The 25629-nt window shown below is 64.5% G+C and carries 26 protein-coding genes; 6 read left to right on the top strand and 20 right to left on the bottom strand.

Features of this window, described 5'->3' with window-relative positions; all coding sequences use genetic code 11:
* Window positions 1–31 precede the first annotated feature (31 nt).
* Window positions 32–1168, top strand: a complete 1137-nt coding sequence (gene cydB / locus E1748_RS25500; RefSeq protein WP_133650038.1) for a cytochrome d ubiquinol oxidase subunit II — start codon at window positions 32–34, stop codon at window positions 1166–1168.
* 182 nt (window positions 1169–1350) lie between these two features.
* On the opposite strand, the gene nagE is transcribed toward cydB, so the two are convergent.
* The 5 genes from nagE to E1748_RS25475 form a co-directional block, all read right to left on the bottom strand.
* The gene (gene nagE, locus E1748_RS25495; protein WP_133650037.1) at window positions 1351–3150 is read right to left on the bottom strand and encodes an N-acetylglucosamine-specific PTS transporter subunit IIBC; all 1800 of its coding nucleotides are present in this window, start codon (window positions 3148–3150) and stop codon (window positions 1351–1353) included.
* A gap of 73 nt (window positions 3151–3223) precedes the next feature.
* Complete coding sequence (gene ptsP / locus E1748_RS25490) at window positions 3224–5812, bottom strand: phosphoenolpyruvate--protein phosphotransferase (protein ID WP_133650036.1); 2589 nt, start codon at window positions 5810–5812, stop codon at window positions 3224–3226.
* A gap of 12 nt (window positions 5813–5824) precedes the next feature.
* Window positions 5825–6853: an SIS domain-containing protein gene (locus tag E1748_RS25485; protein WP_205965295.1), complete on the bottom strand. Its 1029-nt coding sequence runs from the start codon at window positions 6851–6853 to the stop codon at window positions 5825–5827.
* Window positions 6837–7940 (bottom strand): N-acetylglucosamine-6-phosphate deacetylase, encoded by a 1104-nt coding sequence (nagA, locus tag E1748_RS25480; protein ID WP_133650035.1) that lies wholly within the window; start codon window positions 7938–7940, stop codon window positions 6837–6839. The genes E1748_RS25485 and nagA overlap by 17 nt, the downstream gene beginning before the upstream one ends.
* A 97-nt stretch (window positions 7941–8037) precedes the next feature.
* Entirely contained in the window at window positions 8038–8772 is a 735-nt protein-coding gene (locus tag E1748_RS25475; protein WP_133650034.1) for a GntR family transcriptional regulator, read from the bottom strand.
* A gap of 394 nt (window positions 8773–9166) precedes the next feature.
* On the opposite strand from E1748_RS25475, the gene E1748_RS25470 reads away from it, so the two are divergent.
* Entirely contained in the window at window positions 9167–10093 is a 927-nt protein-coding gene (locus E1748_RS25470; protein WP_133650033.1) for a bifunctional helix-turn-helix transcriptional regulator/GNAT family N-acetyltransferase, read from the top strand.
* A 149-nt stretch (window positions 10094–10242) separates the two neighbouring features.
* Here E1748_RS25470 and E1748_RS25465 read toward each other — a convergent pair whose 3' ends face one another.
* Window positions 10243–11055 carry a MetQ/NlpA family ABC transporter substrate-binding protein gene (locus E1748_RS25465; RefSeq protein ID WP_133650032.1) on the bottom strand — a complete coding sequence of 271 codons (813 nt, stop codon included), beginning with the start codon at window positions 11053–11055 and terminating at the stop codon, window positions 10243–10245.
* A 264-nt stretch (window positions 11056–11319) separates the two neighbouring features.
* On the opposite strand from E1748_RS25465, the gene E1748_RS25460 reads away from it, so the two are divergent.
* Window positions 11320–11610, top strand: a complete 291-nt coding sequence (locus E1748_RS25460; protein WP_133650031.1) for a YciI family protein — start codon at window positions 11320–11322, stop codon at window positions 11608–11610.
* 55 nt (window positions 11611–11665) lie between these two features.
* Here the strand turns inward: E1748_RS25460 and E1748_RS25455 are convergent, their stop codons facing one another.
* The 5 genes from E1748_RS25455 to E1748_RS25435 all read right to left on the bottom strand — a co-directional run bounded on the left by E1748_RS25455 (window position 11666) and on the right by E1748_RS25435 (window position 15802).
* Window positions 11666–12283, bottom strand: a complete 618-nt coding sequence (locus tag E1748_RS25455; protein WP_133650030.1) for an SCO family protein — start codon at window positions 12281–12283, stop codon at window positions 11666–11668.
* Window positions 12284–12287: 4 nt separating this feature from the next.
* A complete protein-coding gene (gene cyoE / locus E1748_RS25450) occupies window positions 12288–13193 on the bottom strand; it encodes a heme o synthase (protein ID WP_133650029.1) in 906 nt (301 codons plus the stop codon).
* A gap of 5 nt (window positions 13194–13198) precedes the next feature.
* Window positions 13199–14308, bottom strand: coding sequence for a COX15/CtaA family protein (locus tag E1748_RS25445; RefSeq protein ID WP_133650028.1), 1110 nt, complete (start codon window positions 14306–14308; stop codon window positions 13199–13201).
* Between the two features lie 33 nt (window positions 14309–14341).
* Complete coding sequence (locus E1748_RS25440; protein ID WP_205965313.1) at window positions 14342–14899, bottom strand: SCO family protein; 558 nt, start codon at window positions 14897–14899, stop codon at window positions 14342–14344.
* A 183-nt stretch (window positions 14900–15082) separates the two neighbouring features.
* Window positions 15083–15802 (bottom strand): SURF1 family protein, encoded by a 720-nt coding sequence (locus E1748_RS25435; RefSeq protein ID WP_240766788.1) that lies wholly within the window; start codon window positions 15800–15802, stop codon window positions 15083–15085.
* A 72-nt stretch (window positions 15803–15874) separates the two neighbouring features.
* Between E1748_RS25435 and E1748_RS25430 the strand changes: the two genes are divergently transcribed.
* Window positions 15875–16084 (top strand): twin transmembrane helix small protein, encoded by a 210-nt coding sequence (locus tag E1748_RS25430; protein WP_133650025.1) that lies wholly within the window; start codon window positions 15875–15877, stop codon window positions 16082–16084.
* A 240-nt stretch (window positions 16085–16324) separates the two neighbouring features.
* Here the strand turns inward: E1748_RS25430 and E1748_RS25425 are convergent, their stop codons facing one another.
* The 8 genes from E1748_RS25425 to E1748_RS25395 form a co-directional block, all read right to left on the bottom strand.
* On the bottom strand, window positions 16325–17182 hold the full coding sequence (locus E1748_RS25425; RefSeq protein ID WP_133650024.1) for a cytochrome c oxidase subunit 3: 858 nt from the start codon (window positions 17180–17182) through the stop codon (window positions 16325–16327).
* Window positions 17183–17301: 119 nt separating this feature from the next.
* Window positions 17302–17514, bottom strand: coding sequence for a DUF2970 domain-containing protein (locus E1748_RS25420; protein ID WP_133650023.1), 213 nt, complete (start codon window positions 17512–17514; stop codon window positions 17302–17304).
* 38 nt (window positions 17515–17552) lie between these two features.
* Window positions 17553–18137 (bottom strand): cytochrome c oxidase assembly protein, encoded by a 585-nt coding sequence (locus E1748_RS25415; RefSeq protein WP_133650022.1) that lies wholly within the window; start codon window positions 18135–18137, stop codon window positions 17553–17555.
* 51 nt (window positions 18138–18188) lie between these two features.
* Window positions 18189–18323 carry a cytochrome oxidase small assembly protein gene (locus E1748_RS31845; protein ID WP_240766787.1) on the bottom strand — a complete coding sequence of 45 codons (135 nt, stop codon included), beginning with the start codon at window positions 18321–18323 and terminating at the stop codon, window positions 18189–18191.
* Between the two features lie 106 nt (window positions 18324–18429).
* Window positions 18430–20043 carry a cytochrome c oxidase subunit I gene (ctaD, locus tag E1748_RS25410; RefSeq protein ID WP_133650021.1) on the bottom strand — a complete coding sequence of 538 codons (1614 nt, stop codon included), beginning with the start codon at window positions 20041–20043 and terminating at the stop codon, window positions 18430–18432.
* Window positions 20044–20088: 45 nt separating this feature from the next.
* On the bottom strand, window positions 20089–21738 hold the full coding sequence (gene coxB, locus E1748_RS25405; RefSeq protein ID WP_133650020.1) for a cytochrome c oxidase subunit II: 1650 nt from the start codon (window positions 21736–21738) through the stop codon (window positions 20089–20091).
* 92 nt (window positions 21739–21830) lie between these two features.
* Window positions 21831–22304, bottom strand: coding sequence for a DUF2244 domain-containing protein (locus E1748_RS25400; RefSeq protein WP_133650523.1), 474 nt, complete (start codon window positions 22302–22304; stop codon window positions 21831–21833).
* Window positions 22305–22551: 247 nt separating this feature from the next.
* The gene (locus E1748_RS25395; RefSeq protein ID WP_133650019.1) at window positions 22552–23520 is read right to left on the bottom strand and encodes a methyltransferase domain-containing protein; all 969 of its coding nucleotides are present in this window, start codon (window positions 23518–23520) and stop codon (window positions 22552–22554) included.
* Window positions 23521–23604: 84 nt separating this feature from the next.
* Here E1748_RS25395 and E1748_RS25390 point away from each other — a divergent pair, with 84 nt between their 5' ends.
* Both E1748_RS25390 and trmL read left to right on the top strand, forming a co-directional pair.
* Window positions 23605–24396, top strand: coding sequence for a ComF family protein (locus tag E1748_RS25390; protein ID WP_133650018.1), 792 nt, complete (start codon window positions 23605–23607; stop codon window positions 24394–24396).
* Between the two features lie 36 nt (window positions 24397–24432).
* Window positions 24433–24903 (top strand): tRNA (uridine(34)/cytosine(34)/5-carboxymethylaminomethyluridine(34)-2'-O)-methyltransferase TrmL, encoded by a 471-nt coding sequence (gene trmL / locus E1748_RS25385; protein ID WP_133650017.1) that lies wholly within the window; start codon window positions 24433–24435, stop codon window positions 24901–24903.
* Here trmL and E1748_RS25380 read toward each other — a convergent pair.
* Window positions 24876–25424 carry an O-acetyl-ADP-ribose deacetylase gene (locus E1748_RS25380; protein ID WP_133650016.1) on the bottom strand — a complete coding sequence of 183 codons (549 nt, stop codon included), beginning with the start codon at window positions 25422–25424 and terminating at the stop codon, window positions 24876–24878. The genes trmL and E1748_RS25380 overlap by 28 nt on opposite strands.
* Between the last annotated feature and the right edge of the window lie 205 nt (window positions 25425–25629).

The raw sequence follows: 25629 nt of genomic DNA, 5'->3' as shown, positions 1-25629 counted from the left end.
GGCACGTCACTCGGAAATCGGGAAGATCATCATGGACTACGGAACGCTCAAACTGATCTGGTGGGTGTTGATCGGCGTGCTGCTGATCGGCTTCGCAGTCACCGACGGCTTCGACATGGGGGCCACGTTCCTGCTGCCGTTCATCGGCAGGACGGATGCGGAGCGGCGCATCATCGTGAACACGGTGGGCGCGACGTGGGAAGGCAACCAGGTGTGGTTCGTCACGGCGGGCGGTGCGATGTTCGCCGCGTGGCCGCTCGTCTACGCCGCGTCGTTCTCGGGCTTCTACTTCGCGATGCTGCTCGTGCTGTTCGCGCTGTTCTTTCGACCGGTCGGGTTCGACTATCGCGGCAAGCGCGACGATCCGCGCTGGCGACATGCATGGGACTGGGGACTCTTCATCGGCGGCTTCGTGCCGGCGCTGGTGTTCGGCATCGCGTTCGGCAACCTGCTGCAGGGCGTGCCGTTCGCATTCGATCGCGATCTGCGCGTCACGTATCACGGCAGCTTCTTCGGGCTGCTGAATCCTTTCTCGCTGCTCTGCGGCGTCGTGAGTCTGTCGATGCTCGCCGCGCACGGTGCTGCGTTCGTGAAGATGAAGAGCGACGGCATCGTCGCGCGGCGTGCGTCGGTTGCGCTGCGCATCGCGGCGCTCGTGAACATCGTGTGCTTCCTGATTGCCGGTGCACTGATCGCGACGATGATCGGCGGTTATCAGATCATCGATGGTGCGCCCACCGATGCCGTTGCGAATCCGCTGCTGAAGAACGTCACCGGCGCGCCCGGTCTGTGGCTGTCGAACTATTCGACCTACCCGTGGATGATCGCCGCGCCCGTCGCGGGCCTCGCGGGCGGTGTGCTCGCGCTGCTGCTCGGTGGTTCACGCTTCGAGAAGAGTACGTTCCTGTCGACTGGGCTGATGATCGTCGGTGTGATCCTCACAGCGGGATTTTCGATGTTCCCGTTCATCATGCCGTCGTCGCTCGATGGGCGTAGCAGCCTCACCGTGTGGGACTCGACATCGAGCCGGATGACGCTGCAGATCATGCTGATCGCGGTCGCAATTTTCTTGCCGTTGATCCTGCTGTACACGAGCTGGGTGTATCGCGTGATGCGCGGCAAGGTCACGGCGGATTCGGTCGAGCAGAATACGCATTCGATGTACTGACGACACGCGTGCGACGCGGCAGCGTAGCGCTCGGCACCGCAAGATCACACGACGCACGAAACTCACAGGCATGAAAAAAAGCGGCACCGAACAAACGGTGCCGCTTTTTCACTTAACGCTACGCTACGAAGCGAAGTACACGCGCTACAGCCACAGCAGGAGTGCCCCTCGCTTCAATCCGATCACGCCGGCAACGGTGCCGCGCCCGCACCACCACCCACCGCAGGCAAACGCGTCGACAACTGCTGTGCATATCGTCGAGCCGCATCGCCGACAACGATGTGGAACGTATCCGCCGACACCCACGCGACATCAAGCGCCGCAAGCCGTTGACGATCGACGGAGGAAGGATCGCGCACGACGATCCGCAGACGCGTCGACGCCACCGCATCGAGCGACACGATGTTGGTCGCGCCGCCGAACACCGCGAGCCAGCGCAGCGGATCTGGATCGAGCGGACCGCTACCCTCTACAGGCGCTACCTTCGCAGCCGAAGAAGCAACAGGCGCAGCAGATGCAGCAGGCGAAGAAGCACGAGCAGCAACCGCACTTTCAACTCCAACACCCTGCTCGATCGCCGTACGAATCTCATCGGCAATCATGTCCGCTTCCGGCCCGATGATCACCTGCACGCTGTTGCCGCCGCGCTTCAGCACCCCACGCGCACCGATCGTCTTCAGATCGGCTTCCGACACCTGCGCCGGGTCCACAACAGAAAGCCGCAGCCGCGTCGTGCACGCATCGACGAGCGTCAGGTTCGACGCGCCGCCCAGCGCCGCGATGTACTGCACCGCGCGCGGCACGCTCGCGCCGGCCGTCGGTGCAACGTAACCGCCGGTCGCGAACGAATCGGCCTGCGCTTCGGCAGCGGCCGGTTCGCGGCCCGGCGTCGCCATGTTGAAGCGGCGGATAAAGAAGCGGAACAGACCGTAGTACGCGACGCCGTACACGAGGCCGATTGGAATCGCTTCCCAGCCCTTCGTCGACAGGCCGTAGTTCAGCACGTAGTCGATCGCGCCCGCCGAGAACGTGAAGCCGAGCTTGATGCCGAGCGCCGAGCAGATCGCGAGCGAGAGCCCCGTCAACACCGCGTGGATCAGGTACAGCACCGGCGCGAGGAACATGAAGGTGAACTCGATCGGCTCGGTCACGCCAGTCAGGAACGACGTCAATGCCATCGAGAACAGCAGACCACCGACCAGTGCGCGGCGCTCCTTCGGCGCTTCGTGGAACATCGCGAGACACGCGGCCGGCAGGCCGAACATCATCACCGGGAAGAAGCCCGTCATGAACGCTCCGGCCGTCGGATCGCCGGCGAAGAAGCGGTGCAGGTCGCCGGTCACGGCAGCGCCGCCCGCCGGCGTAAACGTGCCGAACACGAACCACGCGAGCGAGTTCAGGATGTGGTGCAACCCGGTCACGAGCAGCAGACGGTTCAGCAGCCCGTACACGAATGCGCCAAGCGCGCCGGCCGTCGTGAGCCAGTGGCCGGCGAGATCGATCGCGCCCTGCACCGGCTGCCACACGTAGCCGAATACGATGCCGAGCACGAGACACGCCACCCCCGTGACAATCGGCACGAAGCGTTTCCCTCCAAAGAACGCGAGGTAGTCCGGCAGCTTGATGTCCTTGTAGCGGTTGTACAGCATCCCCGCGACGATCCCGGCGACGATCCCCGACAGCACACCCATGTTGAGCTTGTCGTTGATGTCCTTCATCACCGCGATTTCGACCAGATAGCCGATCGCGCCGGCGAGTGCCGCGACGCCGTTATTGTCCTTCGCGAACCCGACCGCGACGCCAATGGCGAACAGCAGCGGCAGGTTGTCGAAAATCGCGCCGCCCGCGTCGGCGATCATCTTGATGTTGAACACATCGGGCTGGCCTAAGCGCAGCAGCAGGCCGGCTACCGGCAGCACTGCGATCGGCAGCATCAGTGCGCGGCCAAGCCGCTGCACTTTCAGAAACGGGTTTCCATCCATCGATACCTCCACTCCTTTGTCTCTTGGTCGAGTCGTTGTCTTGCGTTAAATGTTGCTGCTTTTATCGTTGCTCTTAGTCCACCGGCCAGATTTCACGGCTGGCCGCCCGCACCGCCTGCGCCGAATCGAGCGCGAGCACGTCCTGTGCGCGTTGCCGGCACAGCGCGTAGTCGAGGTTGCGCACGCGCGCCTTGATGCCCGGCACCGACACCGGATCCACCGACAGCTCCGTCACGCCGAGTCCGACGAGCAGCGGCACCGCGAGCGGATCGCCCGCGAGCGCGCCGCACACGCCGACCCACTTGCCGTGCTTCTGCGCGCCGCGCACCGTCGTATCGACGAGCCGCAGCACAGCAGGATGCAGCCCATCCGCCTGCGCGGCGAGATCGGCCTGGCAGCGGTCCATCGCGAGCGTGTACTGCGTGAGATCGTTGGTGCCGATCGACAGAAAATCCGCGTGCTGCGCGAGCTGATCAGCGAGCAGCGCGGCCGACGGCACCTCGACCATCACACCGACTTCGATCGATTCAGTACGGCCCGCCGCACGTGCGAATTCGTCGATGCGCTTGCGCAGTCGCACGAGTTCGCCTGCGTCGGTGACCATCGGCAGCAGGATGCGCACGGCACCCATCGGCTGCACGGCGAGCAGGCCGCGCAGTTGATCGTCGAGCAGATCGGGGCGCACCTGCGCGAGCCGGATGCCGCGCAAGCCGAGCGCGGGGTTCGGCTCGGGCGGCAGCGTCAGGTAATCGACTTCCTTGTCCGCGCCGACGTCGAGCGTGCGGATGATTGCCGTGCGTCCCTGCAGCGCATCGACGATCGCCTGATAGCTCGCGCGATGTTCGTCGACGGTCGGAGCCGCCTGGCGATGGATGAACAGCAGTTCGGTACGCAGCAGGCCGACCGCATCGGCGCCGTTGTCGACGGCGACTTTCGCGTCGTCGAGCGTCGCGATGTTCGCGGCGACTTCGATCGCGCGGCCGTCGCGGGTCGCAGCGGCAACCTGCGACGTGCGGCGATCCGCTTCGCGCACGCCGGCCAGACGCGAGCGCTCTGTACGCGCACGTTCGACATCGAGTGCGGTCGGCGCATGTTCGAGCCGCCCTGCCGATGCATCGACGACGACCTCGGTGCCTTCCGGAATCGCATGCAGCGCATCGCCGACCGCGACGAGCGCGGGAATGCCGATCTGCCGCGCGATGATCGCCGCGTGCGACGTCGCACCGCCACGCGCCATCACGAGCGCGGTGACGCGTGTGCGATCGAGCGACGACAGATCCGACGGCGTGAATTCGTCGGCGGCGAGCACGGCTTCGTAGGGCAGTGCGCGCGTCGTCGCGTTTGCGTAACCGAGCGCGCGCAGCACGCGCTTTTCGATGTCCCGCAGATCGGCAGCACGTTCGGCGAGCAATGCATCGTCGAGCTTCGCGAGTACCGCGATCTGCGCGCGGATCGCTTCGCGCCACGCGAAGCCCGCGCTCTTGTTGAGGCTGATCAGATCGCGTGCGGCGTCGATCAGCGTCGGGTCTTCGAGCAGCACGCGATGCACGGCGAAGATGCCCGCCTCACCCACCGCACCGCGTTGCGATGCATCGCGGACCGTCGTGTTCAGTTCCGCGTCGACGGCGGCGAGCGCCTTGTCGAGCAACCGGCTTTCGGCAGCGGACGTGCCGCTCGCCAGCTCGGGCGGATCGATGTCCGCGTCGTCCCAGCGCACCAGCTTGCCGACCGCAACGCCTGGCGCCGCGCACACGCCTGCGAGCGTGTTCGGCGCGAGCGCGGTGCCGCTTGCCGCCGCCTGCGCAGATGCAAGCGCCGGCGAACGCAGCCGTGCCGGTTTTTCTTCGACCTCGCCATGCGCGTCGCGCAGCAGTTCCGCCGCGACCGCATCGACTGCGGCCTGCGCCTGCGCGCCGACACCAAGAAGCTCGACGGTCGCGCCTTCGCCCGCACCGAGACCGAGCAAACCGACGACGCTTTCGAGCGGCGCCTTGCGACCGTCGTAACGCACTTCAACCTTCGCATCGAAACCGCGCGCCGCTTCACGCGCACGCGCAGCAGGCCGCGCATGCAGACCGCCCGCATGCGCGAGCGTCACCTGACGACGCGCTTCATCGACCACCACGCTCGCTTCACGCGATGCCTGCGCAGCCGCGCCGTCGCGTGCACGCAGCACGAGCAGCGGCGTTTCACCCGCGACGACCATGCCGCCCTGCACACGCTCGACGATCTCGAACGCATCCGAATTCGCAATCGCGATCACCGACACGAGACTCGGCGCCGCACACGCAATCTGATCCTGATCGAACTCGATCAGCACGTCGCCGGCACGCACCGGCACACCCTGTTCGACCATCGGCGCAAAGCCCTTGCCGTTCAGCTCGACCGTATCGATACCGATGTGCAGCAGGATCTCGGCGCCCTCTTCGGTACGCAGCGTCACCGCGTGACCCGTGCGCGCGAGATGCATCACGACGGCGTCGCACGGTGCAACCAGCTTTCCAGCGAGCGGATCGATGCCGATGCCGTCGCCGAACATACCGCCGGAAAACACAGGATCGGGGACTTTCTCGAGCGGCACGACCGGACCGGTCAGCGGCGCGAGCAGAACAAAATGGCCTTCAGCAGGGCTCATCAAACGGGACTCCTCGACACGTCGCATCCGCTATCTCGATCAGTGAGTTTCAGTGACTTTGTTCAGATGGCGCGGCGCATCGGGATTGCGTCCGCGAGCGGCGGCGAGCGCCGCGGCCATCACGTAGAAGGACAGGATCGCGGCGATCGGATCGAGCGCCGCGTGCGCGGTCTGCACGACCGGCAGCACGATGTCGGCAACACCGTCGGCGACGTCGTCGGGCGCGGCGAGCAGCACATGTGCGCCGCGCGCTTTCATGTCCTGTGCGAGTTGCACGAGGCCCTGCTGTTCGGGACCGCGCGGGGCAAACACGAGCAACGGGTAGTCTCGATCGATCAGTTCCATCGGACCGTGCCGCACTTCCGCGCTCGAAAACGCTTCGGCCTGGATGCCCGAGGTTTCCTTTAGCTTGAGCGCGGCTTCCTGCGCGATCGCGAGGCCGAGACCGCGGCCGATCACGATCATCCGCTCGACGCCGCGCAGCGCGTCGACTGCAGCAGACCAGTCGAGCGTGCCCGCACGACGCAGCGCATCGGGCAGCGTGTCGAGCGCGCCGAGCAATGCGTCGTCGCGTTGCCAGTGCGCGACCAGCTGCGCGGACATTGACAGCATCGCGATGTAGCTCTTCGTCGCCGCGACGCTCAGTTCGGGACCGGCCGCGAGCGGCAGATGCCACTCGCACGCATCCGCGAGCGGCGAGTCCGGCGCGTTCACCGCAGCGACGGTCAACGCACCCGCATCGCGCAGCGCGATCATCGTGCCGATCAGGTCGGGGCTCTTGCCGGACTGCGAGAACGCCAGCGCGAGCTGGCCGCGCACTTTCAGCGGCGCCTGTTGAAGCGTCGCGACCGACATCGGCAGCGACGCGACCGGCACGCCGAGACGACTCATCGTCAGGCTCGCGAAGTAACTCGCCGCGTGATCGGAGCTGCCGCGCGCGACGGTCAGCGCGACATCGCGCGGCGCTTCGGCGAGACGGGTCGCGAGCGCCTGCACGCGCGACGGATCGGCAAGCTGCGCGGCGACCGTATCGGCGGACGCCAGCGCCTCTTTAAGCATATTCGACAATCGATTCTCCTTCGACGTAAGTCGCGGTCAGTGCCAGTTCGCGATCGAACACGACGACGTCGGCCCACGCGCCGCGCGTGAGACGGCCGCGGTCTTCGAGACCGAGGTAGTCGGCGGCATAGCGCGACAGGCGGTTGGACACGTCGGCCATCGGCAGGCCGAGCGAGACGAGGTTGCGCAGCGCCTGATCCATCGTCAGCGTGCTGCCTGCGAGCGTGCCGTCGGCGAGACGCACGCCGCCGAGGCACTTGGTGACATGCTGGCTGCCGAGCCGGTATTCGCCGTCCGGCATGCCGGTTGCCGACGTGCTGTCGGTGACCACGTAGAGACGCGGAATCGCGCGCATCGCCGCACGGATCGCGCCCGGGTGGACATGCAGCAGATCGGGAATGATTTCCGCGTATTCGGCGTGCGCGAGCGCCGCGCCGACGAGCCCCGGATTGCGGTGATGCAGCGGGGACATCGCGTTGAACAGATGCGTGAAGCCACACGCGCCGTGCTTCAGCGCGGCGACCGCGTCGTCGTAGGTCGCGAGCGAATGGCCGAGCTGCACGCGTACGCCGCGCGCCGCCATCTCCGAGATGATCTCGATGTGGCCGGCGATTTCCGGTGCGAGCGTGACGACGCGGATCGGCGCGATCGACAGATACTTCAACACTTCGTCGAGTACCGCCGATACCGCCGCGTCCGGCTGCGCGCCGAGCTTGCCGGGATTGATATACGGCCCTTCGAGATGCACGCCGAGCACGCGCGCGCCGTTCGTCGTCCGGTTGCGCGTCACGCTGGCGAGACCGGCGACGACGTTCATCAACTCTTCGCGCGGCGCGGTCATCGTCGTCGCGAGCAGGCTCGTCGTGCCGTGGCGTGCGTGCGTGCGCGTGATCGTGTCGATCGCGTCGCCCGCTTCCATCACGTCCGAGCCGCCGCCGCCGTGCACGTGCAGATCGATGAAGCCAGGGAGGATGTACGGCGCGTCGTTGTTCGCGGGGTCCGCCGCGTTGCCCGTGAGCGACGTGATGCGGCCGTTCTCGAATTCGAGCGTGCCGTGGATCCAGCCTTCGGGCGTCAGTATGTTTCCGGTCAGCATGAGTCTCTCTGATGATGCGTGATGCAATGCATGACTGTTCGTATGGCGCGCTGTTCCGTGCCGCACGAAAATTTCCGCGTCGCTAGCTCGCTACTCGCTAGCTACGCAGTTCGGCGACGAAGTCGTAGTAGTCGTCGCGGCAGTAGGTGTCCGTCAGTTCGATCGCGCGTTGATCGGCGCTGAAGCCGATGCGCGTGATCACCAGCAGCGCGGTGCGCGGCTCCATGTCCATCAGCGACGCGATCTCGCTCGTCGCGTTGACTGCACGGAAGTGCTGCAATGCGCGTACCACCGCGTGGCCCCGCTGCTCCAGAAAACCGTACAGCGATGTGCCGACCGCCTGCGGGTCCGGCACGATCGAGATGGGCAGCGTCGAATGCTCGACCGCCATCACGATCCCATCCGCACGACGCAACCGACGCAGACTCGCAACCGCCGCACCCGGCGACAACCCGAGATGCACGACCTCGTCACGATTCGCCGGGCGAATGTCGCGCTCGAGCCAGATCGAATCGGGACGGAAGCCGCGCTGTTCCATCTTTTTCGTGAAGCCCGTGAGGCGTGACAGCGGGTCCTCGACGCGCGGCGTGATGAAGCTGCCCGCGCCGCGTGCACGCCGGATCAAGCCCTGCTCGACGAGCAGCTCGATCGCCTTGCGCGCGGTGATCCGCGACACGCCGATCGCATCGGACAGCGTGCGCTCCGACGGCAACGCCTCACCCGCCGACCAGACGCCGCAATGGATCGCGGTCGCCAGATTGCGAGCGAGCTGCAGGTAGAGCGGAGTGATGTTGCGCGCGTCGGGCGTCAGCGCGGACCAGCGTGTTTCCATGGGGCTCCGGCGAATCCGTTCAGAAGACCTGGCCGAGAAAAAGCGATGGTGTGGGGCCATCGAAAGCGAGCCCATTATATAACCAACTTAGTACCAGTCAATAAACTGGTATCTATCGATGAAAATCGCCTGAAATCCTTACTGGTAAAGGCTTACAAAGAGTTTATCGCGATATGGAGTGGGCTCGAACTTGCCCAGGATTTACCCGTATTCGGGCCACACGATAAGACCACCTCGATAGACTGGTCCGTACCGGCGAGCCGCCTTGCGCACCACTCACGAGACCTCTCTAATACCAGCGCTTGCCCGGCGCGGCCGTCTGGCCCGTTTCAACTATCCGATGCAATGCCATATAGTGCTGCCTTGATCCGCAAGATTTCCGGGGGCACGCGTTTTGAACGATTCCGAAGCGCAGCGGCGCGCCGAGGCCGTCCGCCACTTCAACCGTTTCTATACCCAGCACATCGGCGCGCTGCATGAGTACCTGCAAAAGAGCGCTTTCTCGTTGACCGAGGTGCGCGTGCTGCACGAACTCGCGCGTGGACACGCGCAGACCGCTGCGGCGCTCACGCGCAATCTCGGGCTCGACAGCGGCTATCTGAGCCGCCTGCTCACCAGTTTCGAACGTCGCAATCTGCTGACGCGCCGCCCGTCGGAAAGCGATGCGCGACAGTCGCTGCTGTCGCTGACCGACGCCGGCATGACGATCTGGCAGCCGCTCGACGAAGCCGCGCGCGCGGAAGTCGCGGCCGTGCTCGCGCAGATTCCGCCCGAGTCGCAGGAATGGTTGATCGATGCGATGCAACGCATCGAATGGCTGCTCGATCCGGAGTTGCGCCGCAGCCCCGTGACGCTGCGCGCGGTGGGCCCCGGCGAATATGGCTGGCTCGTGCATCGTCAGGCGCAGTGGTTCGCCGCCGAGTACGACTGGGATCCGACGTTCGAAGGCATGCTGTCGCGCGTCGTCGCCGATTTCCTGCGACACCGCGACCCGCTGCGCGAAACCGGCTGGGTCGCCGAGCAGGCTGGAGCGATCGTCGGGTCGGCGATGGTGGTGTGCGTGTCGACGACCGTCGCGCGCGTGCGGCTGCTGTACGTCGAACCGGAAGCGCGGCACCTCGGCATCGGTACGCAACTGCTCGACGAATGCGTGCAGTTCGCGACACGCGCCGGGTACACGAAGCTCACGCTGTGGACCACGCCGTTTCTGCACGACGCGCGGCGACTTTGCGAGCGCAGGGGCTTCGTGTGCGCAGCGAATACTTCCGAGTGGCGCTTTGGTCGGGATCTGCCGATCGAGCATTGGGAGCGGGATTTGTAGCGGGCGGAGCGGACGCTGCGTGCGATCCGTACCAGGCAATCCCTGTCGCGCAAAAAGAAAAAGCGCCGTGGCATCCCACGGCGCTTTTTCGTATCGCATCCGGTGCGGCTTAAGTACCGCTCACCCGATCGACATCGATCAGCCCATCATCAGAACGAAGGCACAACCGAGCCCTTGAACTGCGTCTTGATGAACGCACGCACGTCTTCCGACTGATACGCCGCCACCAGCTTCTTCACCCACGGCTTGTCCTTGTCCTGCGCGCGCACGGCGATCAGGTTCGCGTACGGGCTGTGCACGTCTTCGAGCGCGATCGCATCCTTAGTGGGCTGCAGACCGGCAGCCAGCGCGTAGTTCGTGTTGATCGCCGCAGCGTCGACGTCCGACAGCGAGCGCGGCAGTTGCGCCGCGTCGAGTTCGACGAGCTTCACTTTCTTCGGATTCTCCGCGACGTCGAGCGGCGTCGCACTGCCGCCGTTCGTGCCCGCGCCGGCCTTCAGCTTGATGACGCCCTGCGCCTGCAGCAACAGCAGCGCGCGATTTTCATTCGACGGATCGTTCGGCACCGCGACCTTCGCGCCCTGCGGCAAATCCTTCAGCGACTTCAGCTTCTTCGAGTAGATGCCGAGTGGCGAGATGTACGTGAGCCCCGCGTTGACGATCTTGTAGCCGCGCTGCTTCACCTGGCTGTCGAGGTACGGCTGATGCTGGAAGCTGTTCGCATCGAGGTCGCCTGCGTCGAGCGCGGCGTTCGGCTGCACGTAGTCGTTGAACTCGATGACCTTCACGTCGAGCCCTTCGCGCTTCGCGACCTTCTGCACGACGGCCCAGATCTGCGCGTCGGGACCGCTGATGGTGCCGACCTTGATCGGCTTGTCTTCGGCATGCACGCCGATGCTGGTGACGAATGCGGCCGTAACCGCGACTGCCGAGAGGGCTTTGAGGATATGTCTGCGCTGCATTTCTTTCTCGCTTGTCCGATCGATGTCGGATTCGGGTAACTCGGGTAACACGCCGGCGACGGGTTTGCGATGCGTTGTGCGGTGTCGCCAGCTCGGCCGCAGATGGTCGCATACGCGCGGCGGGAAGTGAAATATCGCGATCTCATATCGGTATGCAGCCCGCCGAGCGGCGCAAGAGGCCGGCGCCACAGCACCACGAAGCCCACTGACAGATAATGGCGAATCGCGGGCGCGCGCCCGTCTCCTTCATCGCGAGGTCCCATCATGTACGTCATTTCGATCACCTACACAGCGCCGCTCGAGCGCGTCGACGACGAACTCGAAGCACACCGCGCGTTTCTCGCGCAGCAATTCGAAGCAGGCGTATTCGTGATGGCGGGACCGAAGGTGCCGCGCGACGGCGGCGTCATCGTCGCGGTGGGAATCGAGCGCGACAGGCTCGACGCGATTCTCGCCGCCGATCCGTTTGCTCAACGGCAGCTCGCGCGTTACGACATCACGGAATTCAAGGCGACGCGGCTCGCTGCAGGCGTGACGCTGCCCGAGCCGGTATAAAGATCATCAAGGAAGAAGCGCACGGACCGAACGCCGTGCGCGAAGAAACACACGCTCAGTCGAGCAGCAGTTTCAGATCGTGCACCCACGGGCCGGCGCCCTGGCCGTCGCGTGCAAACAGCCGCAGCTTGCCGGACGGATCGAACACATAGCTCGCGGCCGTGTGATCCATCGTGTAGCTGTCGGGCGTCTTGCCCGGCACCTTCGCGTAGTACACGCGGAAGTCCTTCGTGATCTTGACGAGTTGCGCATCGTCGGCGGGATGCAGTCCGACGAACGACGGATTGAACGCTGCCACGTATTGCGCGAGCAAAGCAGGCGTGTCGCGCTGCGGATCGACCGTGACGAACAGCACCTGCACGCGCTTCGCCGCATCCGGACCGAGTTGCTGCAACGCCTGCGACAGTTCGGCCATCGTCGTCGGGCACACGTCCGGACAATGCGTATAGCCGAAGAACAGCACGACGGCCTTGCCCTTGTAGTCGGCGAGCGTGCGGACCTTGCCGTCGGTGTCGGGCAACGAAAAGTCGCTGCCGAACTGCGTGTTGCCGGTGAGGTCGAGATTCTCGAACGACGGTGGCTGCTTGCCGCAGCCGGACACGAGCGCCACGCCGCCGAGCGCGCACGCGACGAGAGCGACGCGCGAGGCCCGCGCAAACCAGGATGTGAGCATGGTGTTACGCGCCGATCACGACGCGCGCATAGTGGTCGATCAGCAGCGCCATGAACAGCAGCGACAGATAGACGATCGAATAGCGGAAAGTGCTGCGCGCGAGCGCGTCCGAATACTCGCGGTAGATCTTCCACGCATACGCGAGGAACACCGCGCCGAGCAGCACTGCCGAGATCAGATAGAACAGCCCGCTCATCCCGGAGATGAATGGCATCAGCGTCACGGCGAACAGAATCACCGTGTACAGGAAGATGTGCAGCCGCGTGTACTTCTCGCCATGCGTGTTCGGCAGCATCGGCAGGCCGGCGTTTTCGTAGTCTTTGCGGCGATAGAGTGCGAGCGCCCAGAAATGCGGCGGCGTCCACACGAAGATGATCAGCACGAGAATCCACGCATCGCCCGGCACGTGGCCGGTCACGGCAGCCCAGCCGAGCGCCGGCGGCATCGCGCCCGACGCACCGCCGATCACGATGTTCTGCGGCGTGGCCGGTTTGAGCAGCAGCGTGTAGATGACCGCGTAGCCGACGAAGGTCGCGATGGTGAGCCACATCGTCAGCGGATTGGCGAACGTGTAGAGCGTCCACATGCCGAGACCGCCGAGCACGGCGGAAAACAGCAGGATCTGGGTGGTGGTGATTTCGCCGCGTGCTGAAGGACGCCATGCGGTGCGACGCATCTTCGCGTCGATCTTCTGTTCGACGAGGCAATTGATCGCGAACGCGGCGCCGGCCAGCAGCCAGATGCCCACGGTGCCGCCGATCAGAACCGTCCACGGCACCATGCCCGGCGTCGACAGGAACATACCGATCACCGCGCAGAACACCGCAAGCTGCGTCACACGCGGCTTGGTCAGCGCGAGATACTGGGAGATCCGGCTACCGGGCGATTGGGAGAGTGTTGTGCTGTCCATGTGGGTCACGCTGGCGCGGCATCGCGCGCAGGCAACACGGCGCGGCCGGGACGGCTAAAAGCGATTCGAAAGTTTAGCATAACGAGCAGCAGCAACAGGATCGCAGCGCCGCCGTTGTGCGCGACGGCGACCGGCAACGGCCATTGAAGCACGATATTCGACAGACCGGTAGCGAACTGTATCGCGACCACCAGCAGCACGCCGTTCGCGGGCCGCCGCAGCGACTCGAACCGGCGCATCTTCGCGGCGAACCACACGAGGTACGCGATCACGACGAACGCGAACGTGCGGTGCGTCCAGTGGATCGCGACGAGTGCGTCCTGCGTGATCACCTCGCCGTCGCCGGTCATGCCGAGCGCGCGCCACAGATGGAAGCCGTGCGCGAAGTCCATCGGCGGGATCCATTGGCCGTTGCAGGTCGGGAAGTCGGTACACGCGAGCACTGCGTAGTTCGTACTGACCCAGCCGCCGAACGCGATCTGCACGATCAGCAGCGCGAGGCCCGCGAGCGCGGCCGTGCGCCAGCGCGCAGCGCCGGGATCGTAAGCGGGCAACGGCGTCATCCGCGCGGCCAGCCAGCCCAGGCCGCCAAGCAACGCGAGCCCGAGCAGCAGATGCGTCGTGACGATCACCGGCTGCAGCTTCATCGTCACGGTCCACGCGCCGAACGCGCCTTGCACGAGGATCAGCAGCAGCAGCGACGTCGGCCACCACGGCGACACGTGAAGCGGCTTGCGCCGCAACCGCGCACTCCATGCGATCAACGTCTGCGCGACGATCAGCACGCCGATCGCCATCGCGAAGTAACGGTGGATCATCTCGATCCACGCCTTCGTCATGCTGACCGGACCGCTCGGCAATGCCGCATGCGCGGCGCTGATCGCCGCGTGCGCGATGAACGGCGACGACGTGCCATAGCAACCGGGCCAGTCCGGACAGCCGAGCCCCGAATCGGTCAGCCGCGTGAAGCCGCCGAACATCACGAGGTCGAGCGTGAGGAACGTCGTGACCCACACGAGCTTGCGAAACTTGTTGTCGTCGGCCTTGACCCACACGTAGGACAGCGGCAGCAGCGCGATGCACACGCCGATCAGGCCCAGTTGCAGTACGAACATCTCTTTACCCTTGTCGCGATGCGAGCCGTCGCATCAACCGATGCTCGACCACTTCAGCAGCTTCGTCACGTCGCCCTTGATCTTGCCCGGATTGGGATCCTTCGGGAAACGCATCATCAGGTTGCCGTTCGGATCGACCATGTAGATGTGATCGGTGAGCTGCGTGCCCGCATCGACGGGCAACCATGCGGCCAGCGCAGCCGGATCCGCGATGAGTTTGCCGGTGTCGGGGTACGCGGTGCGGATCACGTCCGGCACCGGGTTCGCATCGGTGCGCAGCCACACGGTGACCAGGCGCTCGCGTTCGCCCCCTTGCGCCACGCGAATCTGGCGCATGAAATAGAGCTTCGTCGCGCAGGCTTTGTCGCATGCGCTGCTGTCGATCGAGATCATCACCCAGCGACCGTGCAGCGACGCGAGCTTGATCGGCTTGCCGTCCTCGCCGGTGACGACGAGCGACTCGGGAATCGGACGCTGCGGCTCGATTAGCGTGCCGTAGCTCGTCGTGCCGCCGGTCGGCTTGATGATGTAGTAGGTCACGTACGAGCCGATCACGGGCGCCGCGCAGATGATCGCGAGCAGCAGCAGCATCCAGCGGCCACGCTTCCACGAGCCCTTGTTGCCCTTGCCACCGTTACTGCCTTTGTTGCCCGGTTGACGGGCGCCGCTGCCGGCTGCTTCGCCGGAAGGCGACGTACGGGAAGTTCGTATCGACACTGCTGACCTCTTTCAAAAGAAAACGATGCATGCGGTAAAGCGTCAACGCATCGCGCTCTACAAACTGGATACCTGCTGCTCTTTCTTCGCCGCGCGCCGCGCCGCATACAGCCCGAACGCGATCGCGGCAATCGCCATGCCCCACCACTGCAGCATGTAGCCGTAATTGCGCTCGACGCCGGTGGTCGGCGCCGGCCAGTCGCGCACCAGCCGATCGCCATCGTCGCTGACCTGCTGGATCACGAACGGCTGCAGCGGCAGACCGGTTTCCGTCGCATACGCGGCGACGTCGAGATTCTGGCGGATCTTCTGATGCGCAGCCGAGCCGCCCTGCCCGAGTTCGAATGCCTTGCTCGCATCGGCGCGCGCGATGCCTTCGATCTCGATGTCGCCCTTCGGGGTATCGAACGGCTCGATCGCCGTGCGGTCGCTCGAATTGCGCGGCAACCAGCCGCGATTGACGAGCACGTAGCCGCCGTCCGCGAGTTTAAAGGGCATCACGACATAGAAGCCCGCCTGATCGTTATACGGGCGATTGTCGAGATAGACGACGAGGTCCGGCATGAACTGCCCGCGTGCGCGCACGCGGTGGAATTCGATGTCCTTCAGGTCGATGCGCTGCGACCCTACCGCGACCGGCGCCGCGTGCTCGAATTGCACGATGTGCGTCTGCAGCGCTTCCTTCTGATGCGCGCGATCGCGCTGCCAGAAGCCGAGCCGCACCGTCAACGCGACCACGACGAGAATCAGCAGCGCGGGAATCCAGCGGATCTTCATCGTGCGCGGTACGGAATGTGCGGTGCGATAATGGTCACACCGTTTCCGCGATTCCGATTCAAAGTGGGTTTCATGCACATACTCGTTCCCATCGCCTTCGTCCTGATCATTGCCAGCATGGTCTCGGCGCTCTACTTCATGATGCACGACCGCGGCCGCACGAAGCGGATGGTCTGGTCGCTTGCCATGCGCGTAGGGCTGTCGATCTCGCTGTTCCTGTTCATCCTGTTCGCACACTGGATGGGCTGGATTCAGTCCACCGGCATTCCGTACGGACGCTAGGCCGTCGCGCTACGCGACTCTACGCCGCATCGCGGGCGTGCTGCTGCGACAGCATGTCGCGCCTCTTCGTGCGTGTCGTGAGCACGCATCGGTGAACACACACCGCGCCGCAAAACAAAACGCCGCCCGGACACGGTCGAGGGCGGCGCAGTCACTCTGCATCTTGCACCGCACGCCGCAGTTCGACTCGCGGCGGCGGATGTCGTGCGCAGCGCCTCGCCGCGCACGGGTCAACCGTTCTTACAGCCAGTAGACGACGACGTACAGCCCGAGCCACACGACGTCGACAAAGTGCCAGTACCAGGCGGCGCCTTCGAACGCGAAGTGATGCTCTGCGGTGAAGTGTCCGCGGATCATCCGCACCAGCACCACCGTGAGCATCGTTCCGCCGAGGAACACGTGGAAACCGTGGAAGCCGGTCAGCAGGAAGAACGTCGAGCCGTACACGCCCGACGCGAGCGTCAGGTTGAGTTCGTTGTACGCGTGGAAGTATTCGAAGCCCTGCAGGAAAAGGAACGTCACGCCCAGCACGATCGTCGCCGCGAGCCACGCGATTGCCTTCTTGCGATGATCTTCACGCAGCGCATGGTGCGACACCGTCAGCGTAGCGCCCGACGACAGCAGCAGCGCCGTGTTGATCGTCGGCACCGGCCACGGCGTCATCGACTTGAAGGTCGATATGAGCGCCGCCGGCCCGTTGTTCGGCCACACCGCCGAGAAGTCCGGCCAGATCAGCTTGTAGTCGAGGCTGCCGAGTTGATGCAGCGCGATCTGACGTGCGTAGAACAGCGCACCGAAGAACGCACCGAAGAACATCACTTCGGAGAAGATGAACCAGCTCATGCTCCAGCGGTACGACTTGTCGACGTTTTTGCCGTACATCCCGCCTTCGGATTCGGAGATCGCATCGCCGAACCAGTGATACAGCACGAACAACAGCCACAGCAGGCCGACGAGCGCGGTAATCGGCGCCCACGTCTCACCGTTCACCCAGGCCGCCAGCGAACCGAGAATGACCAGCAGCCCAAGGGCTGCGGTGATCGGATGCCGCGACGGGTGCGGTACGAAATAGTACGGGCTCTCGTTTTGACCGCTCATGCTTGATTCTCCACTTCAGTCCAGTTGTTCCGGAAGCTCCGGCTGTATCTTCTTCGGCGCGTCGGTAGCGCGCCGTTCACTCTCTGCTTCTTCATGCGTCGCCGCGCGTCATCCGTGCATCAGCCGACTACCAGCCGCACGACCACGATCAGTATCGCGATGAAAATCGCCGCGCCGATCAGCGCTGCGATCACCACATGCAGCGGATTCAGCTGCGTGGCATCCGCTTCGAGGTCGCGGCGCTTGCGCACGCCGAAAAACGACCACATCACGGCTTTCATCGAGCGGCCGAAGCTGCTTGCGCTACTGCCCTTGCTGTTGTCGTCGCCCATCTTCGTTGCCTCGTTTCAGCCTTGCTTCACACCATCGCTTACGACGGACTCTCGCCCGTGGTATCGCGCACGGCCGGCGCCGGCGTATTCAGTTCGAAGAACGTGTACGACAGCGTGATCGTCTTCACGTCCTTCGGCAACTTCGGATCGACGACGAACACCACCGGCATCCGCTTCGTCTCGTTCGCAGCGAGCGTCTGCTGCGTAAAGCAAAAACATTCGATCTTCTTGAAGTACTCGGTCGCCTGCTGCGGCGCGTAGCTCGGAATTGCCTGCGCCTGGATCGCGCGCGCCTGCTGGTTCGAGACCTCGTACATCACTGTCGTCACCGCGCCGGGATGCACGTCGAGACTGTGCTGCTCCGGCTTGAAACCGAGCGGGCCGCGCGCGTTCGCATCGAATTCGATCGAGATCGTGCGGCTCGTGTCGACCTGCGTGTTCTTCGCCTCGCGCGCGGTTGCATCGCGCTGCACGAGGTTGTTGATGCCGGTGACCCGGCAGATCGCGCGATACATCGGCACCAGCGCGAACCCAAAGCCGAACATCAGCACCACGACGACGACGAGCTTCACCCGCATCGTGCGATTAAAAGAGCGATCGGCCTCGGCCGGCGGCTTCGACATCGACTACCTCACTACCTCAGCAGAACATCTGGCAGACGTCGCGCACACACGTCACGCGAAAAAGCACTGCTTGATGAAGATACCCACAAAGAAAACGGCGGCGATAGCAAAGAGGATCAAACCAAGCCGCTTGTTGCCCGCGCGGATCTGCTCGGGGGTACGTCTTTTTTGTGGATTCCCGGTCATGCTGGACTATCTGGCTGCTTCATTCATGAACCGCGGTTCGTGGCTTATCTGCCGTGCGGCGTTCCGGGCCGACTGATGCCGAACCGGAACGCACTGCGCGCAAAGCTTATTCGACCGTCGGCGGATTTTCGAACGTATGGAACGGAGCCGGGCTCGGCACGGTCCATTCGAGGCCCGTCGCGCCGTCCCACGGCTTGTCCGATGCCTTCTCGAGTTCGCCGCCGCCGCGATACGCCGGCAGCGCGACTGCGAACAGGAAGTAGACCTGGGCGAGACCGAAGCCGAACGCGCCGATCGTGATCACCTGGTTCCAGTCGGTGAACTGCGCCGGGTAATCCGCATAACGACGCGGCATGCCGGCGAGCCCGACGAAGTGCATCGGCAGGAACGCGAGGTTGAAGAAGATCATCGACGCCCAGAAGTGGATCTTGCCGCGCGTCTCGTTGTACATCCAGCCGGTCCACTTCGGTGCCCAGTAGTACCACCCGGAGAACAACCCGAACAGCGACCCCGCCACCAGCACGTAGTGGAAGTGCGCGACCACGAAGTAGGTGCCGTGATACTGGATGTCGAGCGGTGCCATCGCGAGCATCAGGCCCGACAGACCGCCGAACGTGAACACCAGCAGGAAGCCGACCGCGAACAGCATCGGCGTCTCGAACGTGAGCTCGCCGCGCCACATCGTCGCGACCCAGTTGAACACCTTCACGCCCGTCGGCACGGCGATCAGCATCGTCGCGTACATGAAGAACAGCTGGCCCGTGACCGGCATGCCCGTCGCGAACATGTGGTGCGCCCAGACCATGAACGACAGGATCGCGATCGACGCCGTCGCGTACACCATCGAGCTATAGCCGAACAGCGGCTTGCGCGCGAACGCCGGGATCACCTGCGACACGATCCCGAACGCCGGCAAGATCATGATGTACACCTCGGGGTGCCCGAAGAACCAGAAGATATGCTGGTACATCACCGGGTCGCCGCCGCCGGCCGCGTTGAAGAACGACGTGCCGAAGTGACGATCGAACAGCACCATCGTGATCGCGCCCGCCAGAACCGGCATCACGGCGATCAGCAGGTACGCGGTGATCAGCCACGTCCACACGAACATCGGCATCTTCATCAGCGTGAGGCCGGGTGCGCGCATGTTCAGGATCGTCACGACGATGTTGATCCCGCCCATGATCGACGACGCGCCCATGATGTGGATCGCGAAGATCGCGAAGTCCATGCCCGGGCCCATCTGCGTCGACAGCGGCGCGTACAGCGTCCAGCCCGCGGCAGTCGCGCCGCCCGGTGCGAAGAACGAACCGATCAGCAGCACGGCGGCAACCGGCAGCAGCCAGAAGCTGAAGTTGTTCATCCGCGCGAAGGCCATGTCCGACGCGCCGATCTGCAGCGGAATCATCCAGTTCGCGAAGCCGACGAACGCCGGCATGATCGCGCCGAACACCATGATCAGCCCGTGCATCGTGGTGAGCTGATTGAAGAACTCCGGACGCATGATCTGCAGGCCGGGCTCGAACAGCTCGGAGCGGATCAACAGCGCCATCACGCCCCCGGACAGGAACATGATGAACGAGAACAACAGGTACAGCGTCCCGATGTCCTTGTGGTTGGTCGCGAACAACCAGCGGCGCCAACCGTGCGGCAACTCGTGCGCATGGTCGCCGTGCACGTGTTCGTGGCCCGCGGCTACATCGTGTCCGATGCTAGACATGACAATCTCCTAAAACGAATACTGCTGCGGCTGTCTGCAAACGCATCATGCAGCCGGACTGATCTCGACACGCCGGGCTTCTTTCGCATCGCTGCCGCCCGTGACGGTTTCCGGCTTCTTCAAGACGATGTGGTCTTCGGCGATGCCCGCGCCCTTGAGCGCATCGCGCACGGCCTGTGCACGGCGCTTCGCGAGGTCGGCGTTGGTGCTCGCCGAACCGGTCGCGTCGGTGAAGCCCGACAGCGTGAACTTCGCATCCGGATGTGCTTTCGCGTAAGCCGACGCTGCGTCGATCGCCGCTTTCGCGTCGGCGGGCAGCGTGCTCTTGCCGGTTTCGAAATAGACCGTCGCGGGCAATGCAGCCTGCGGAGCCGATGCGCTGTCCGATGCAGCCGCACCGCTCGATGCCGCGGCGCCCGAAGCCGATGCGCTATCAGACGCAGCCGCGCCACTCGCGGCCGTTGCATCGCTTGCCGCTGCCGAGCTGCTCGCGAGATGGTCGCCACCTTCCGGCATCTTGCCGTTGCGGGCATCGGCCACCTGTTTCGGCTGCAGTACGTCGCCGGTATGGTTGCCCCAGGAGTTACGTTCGAACGTGATCACCGAAGCGATCTCGACGTCGTTGAGCGTGTTGCCCCACACCGGCATCGCGCCCTTGCCGTGCAGCACGATGCTCACGTGCTGAGCGATCGGACCGTTGGCGATCTTGCTGCCGTCGAGTGCCGGGAATGCGCCTGCGCCCTTGCCGTTCGGCTGGTGGCACACCGCGCAGTTCGCCGCGTAGACCTTCGCGCCGCGCTCGGTCAGTTCCGCGAGCGTGTAGGTCTTGTTCGGATCGTCAGCCGCGGACGCCATCTTCTTTTTCTCGTCGTCGACCCACTTCGTGTAGTCCGCATCGGACAGCACTTCGACGACCACCGGCATGAACGCGTGTTCCTTGCCGCACAGTTCGGTACAGAAGCCGCGGAACGTGCCGGTCTTGTCGGCCTTGAACCACGTGTCGCGCACGAAGCCCGGAATCGCATCCTGCTTCACGCCGAATGCCGGGACATACCACGAGTGAACGACGTCGTTCGCGGTAGTGATGATGCGGATCTTCTTGTTGACCGGCACGACGAGCGGGTGATCGACTTCCTGCAGGTAAGTGTCGGTGATCGGCGCGGTGCCGTTCGTTTCGCTACGCGGCGTGGACAGCGTGGACAGGAAGTTGATGCCCTCGCCCGGACCCTTCACGTAGTCGTAGCCCCACTTCCACTGGTAGCCGGTGACCTTGATGGTGAGGTCGGCGTTCGTCGTGTCCTTCATCGCGACGACGGTCTTGGTGGCGGGCAGCGCCATCAACACGACGATGATGAACGGGACGATGGTCCAGATGATTTCGACAGTGGTGCTTTCGTGGAAATTGGCCGCCTTGTGGCCTTTCGACCGGCGATGCGCAAAGACCGAATAGAACATCACGCCGAACACGCCGATGAAGATCACCGTGCAGAGGATCAGCATGAATGTATGGAGGCCGTAGAGCTCCTCGGCGATCCTGGATGCGGGCGGCTGGAGATTAATCTCGTTGACGCGGGGACCGCCAGGACTGTCGCCGACTGCCAAGGCCGCACCGGCGAAGAGCAATCCGCTGAACGCCAGCACGCCCGACAGGGCTCGCTTGATTGTTTTCATAGCTTCCTTACCCAAATTTTGCATTCAAACCCTCGACCCCGCAGGAAGGTTGTGTCGTGCCTCCTCGCTACGACACACGGTCAGCCGCTACAGCTGACCGTTACGGCGAAACCGTTTCAGCACCGCCCGAGCCACATGCGCAATTCGGCGGCGAACTGCGCGCGCCGGTACTGCGCAAGATGCTGCCCGATCGTGATCGTTTCTCCACGCGACACCAGCCTGATCCGGTCACGCGGTGTCTTGCCCGGTTCGATCCGCACCCAGCGCGGATTGAATTCGAACTGCGTCACGCGTTCGGCACTGACCTGTTCGATGACGAGCCGGTTGGGAAACAGCCGGATGCGTTCGTAATCGACAGCATGGCGCGCATATATGGCAAACGCCGCACCGACCACCAGCAAATCGATACCGGTAAATGGCAGCACCAGCCAGGCGCCACGTAAAACCAGCAGCAGTGCAATCAACAACGAGAACGCAGCAAGCGACACATAGAAATACACGAACTGCCGCGGCGACACCGAACAGTTGCGCTTCATGACCCAGTCTCGCAAGACCGGCTCAGACTCCGTCAGCAGATCAGTTGCTTCCATCGCTGCCTCCCGCGAACCGGCGCCGATGATAGCGATGAATTGCCCTCCGGCGCTTCGGGCCTGCCGCTGCGGATGTGGGACCCCGAGCGACAAACTGACGCATTATAGGCGGGTTCAATGGCATCCACAAGCAAGCGTCTATCGGCCCGCAAGCCAGGCGCGACAAGCCTCTGCGCCGTTTTGACGCACCTTCGTCAACGCTTCTTCGCCGCGAATTCCAGACATAACGGATGCCCTCTTTACCGCTTCAACGATTCTTTGTCGGACCGCGTCCGATGTCCTCGAGTCGCACGATGCCGTGTCCTTCGGCGGTCGTGCGCGGCACGGCTTTCCATGCATGGCCGTAGATCACCTCGAAGGTCAGCGCGATCGTGCCGTCGGCCTGCCGGCGTGCGTCGAGCGCGGCGAGCAGCGCGCGATGCAGGCGGCGTGCGGCGTGCGGGCTGTCTGCCTGGTCGCGCTCGAATGGGTATGCCCCCCAGCGGCGCACATCCGCGAGCAGCGACTCGGGCGAGCGGTACGTGATGGTCAGCGTCTCCTGGTCCATCACCGGAATCTCGAAGCCGCTTTCGACGAGCATGTCGCCAAGGTCATGCATATCGACGAAATCGATCACGTGCGCACGCGAGCCGATGCCGTGCGCCGCATCGACCTGCGCGTACGCGCCGCGCAATTCCTTGAGCGTGTCGGGCCCGAGCGTGCTGAACATCAGCAGACCGTTCACCTTGAGCACGCGTTGCCACTCGGGGAACACGAGGTCGGGACGGGAATGCCAGTGCAGCGCGAGGTTGGACCAGACGAATTCGAATGCGCCGGCAGCGAACGGCAGCGCGGAGAAATCGGCCTGCGCAAAACGCGGACCGCGTGTGCCGAGCGCCCTGCCGATCGATGCCGGCAGGAAGCGGCGCCAGCTCGTGTCGCCTGCATCGTGATGCAGCGCGCGGGTCAGCATCGCGTGCGACAGGTCCGTGCCGAATACCGGTGCCTCGGGAAAACGCTCGCGCAGCGCTGGCAGATCGTCGCCCGCGCCGCAGCCTGCGTCGAGCACGCTGGACGGGTTTACCTTGATGTAGTCGAGACGCTCGCGCATGCGCTGCGCGATTTCGCGTGGAAGAAACGCCACGTCGTCGAAGGTGGCGGCACGGCGGTCGAAAATCCGCCGCAGGCGCCGGGAATCGTAGGCCGGACGGCTAGATTTTGCAGGAGCTGAGGACATGGGAGTCGTACGGGCGAAGTGTGCGAAGTATACTCGTTCGCTCCTGTCCGTTCAGCGTGGGAGGCCTTCGCGGGCGGTCCAGTCATGTCATTGCCGGCTCTGTCGTCATTCCGTTCGTCGTTGACGATCCGTCTCGCGGATGCGAAACGTCGCGTCGACGCAGCACTGCCGGTCGTCATGCATGCGTTGCTGCCGCAGATGTGCGCACTGTGCGGCAATTTGTCGCAGCGTACGCTGTGTGCCGGTTGCGATGCCGCGTACTGGAACGAGCCGCGGTTGCGGTGCCGGGTCTGCGCGATACCGCTCGGTGGTTTCCGGCGTGCGGCCGCGAGCGGTTATCGCTGTGCCGAGTGCATCGCGCAGCCGCCGCCGTTCGATGCGACCTTCGCGCTCGCCGATTACCGTCCGCCGCTCGATGCGCTCGCGCTAGGGCTGAAATTCCGCGCGAGGCTGATGCTCGCGAAAGAGTTTGCGCGGCGTCTCGCTCGGACTGCCGACGACGCGCTCGATACATCGCACAGGCTCGACGTCATCGCGCCCGTGCCGCTCGCGCGACGACGGCTCGTCGAGCGCGGCTACAACCAGGCGTGGGAAATCGCGCGGCCGTTCGCCCGTGCGCTCGCGGTGCCCGCCGACGCGACGCTGCTCGTGCGCACGCTCGACACCGCGCCGCAATCGCAGCTGGATCGCATCGCGCGAAGTCACAACGTCGGTGCGGCGTTCGTGGTGGCGAAGCCAGTGCGTGGTCTGCACGTCGGCATCGTCGACGACGTGATGACGAGCGGCGCGACGCTCGACGCGCTCGCGCGCATGCTGAAGGCGGCAGGCGCACGGCGCGTGACCGGCTTCGTCGCACTACGCACGCCGAAAGACTAGCTCAACCCGGATCAACGTTTTCTACCCGACTCCATCATGTTCAACGTCGTTCTCGTCGAACCCGAAATTCCGCCCAACACGGGCAACGTGATCCGCCTGTGCGCCAACACCGGCGCGCGGCTGCATCTGATCGAACCGCTCGGCTTTCCGCTCGACGACGCGAAGATGCGTCGCGCCGGTCTCGACTATCACGAGTACGCGCAGATGCACGTGCATGCGGACTGGTCCGCGTTCGTCGCTGCCGAAGCGCCGGACCCGGCGCGCATGTTCGCGTTCACGACGCGCGGTTCGGGGCGCTTTCACGCGCACACCTTCCTGCCGGGCGACTGGTTCGTGTTCGGCGCGGAAACGCGTGGACTGCCCGACACGGTGCTCGACCGCTTCGCGCCCGATCAGCGCGTGCGACTCCCGATGCGGCCGGACAACCGCAGCCTGAACCTGTCGAATACGGTGGCGATCGTGGTGTTCGAAGCGTGGCGTCAGGCCGGCTTCGAGGGCGGCGAATAACGGCGCGCGAGTTCCGCTTCGTAGCGGGCGAACATCGCGTCGTCGAAGCACGCGAAGATCACGCGACGAATATTTGACGTGCGGGGCAGCACGTCGATCGTTGTCGTTACCGCGATGCGCACCGCTTCGTCGGCGGGAAAACGATAGACGCCGCAGCTGATCGCGGGAAACGCGATGCTCGTGCAGTGCGCGTCGTGTGCGAGTTCGAGCGAGCGTCGGTAGCACGACGCGAGCAGTGTCGCTTCGTCGCGTGCGCCGCCGTGCCATACCGGACCGACCGTATGGATCACGTGCTTCGCGGGCAACCGGTAGCCGGCGGTGAGCTTTGCATCGCCGGTCGCACAACCGCCGAGCGCTTCGCATTCGCGTAGCAGGTCAGGGCCTGCCGCACGATGGATCGCACCATCCACGCCTCCGCCACCGAGCAGCGATGTGTTCGCCGCGTTGACGATCGCATCGACGGAGAGCGTCGTGATGTCGACGACGCTCGCTTCGAGCGTGCAATGGCCTGTGGTGAACATGAGGACCTCCGTGTGCGCGGCGTCGATTGAGACGTGGACAGCGAGGTGGGGGTGAACGTGCCGATGGGGCGGGGCGCTCTGCGAGGATCAGAGCAAGCACTACAGCGCCAACTCTGACCCGCAGCTAAAGCGCGAACGCCAACATCGCATCGCGATGACGAAGCCGCGTTCAGGGCAAAGAAGAACAACGACGCTACGACGTCAG

Origin of the sequence: Paraburkholderia flava (assembly GCF_004359985.1) — a bacterium.
In the GTDB taxonomy this organism is placed as follows: domain Bacteria; phylum Pseudomonadota; class Gammaproteobacteria; order Burkholderiales; family Burkholderiaceae; genus Paraburkholderia; species Paraburkholderia flava.
This window is presented reverse-complemented; position numbering and strand designations above follow the sequence as displayed.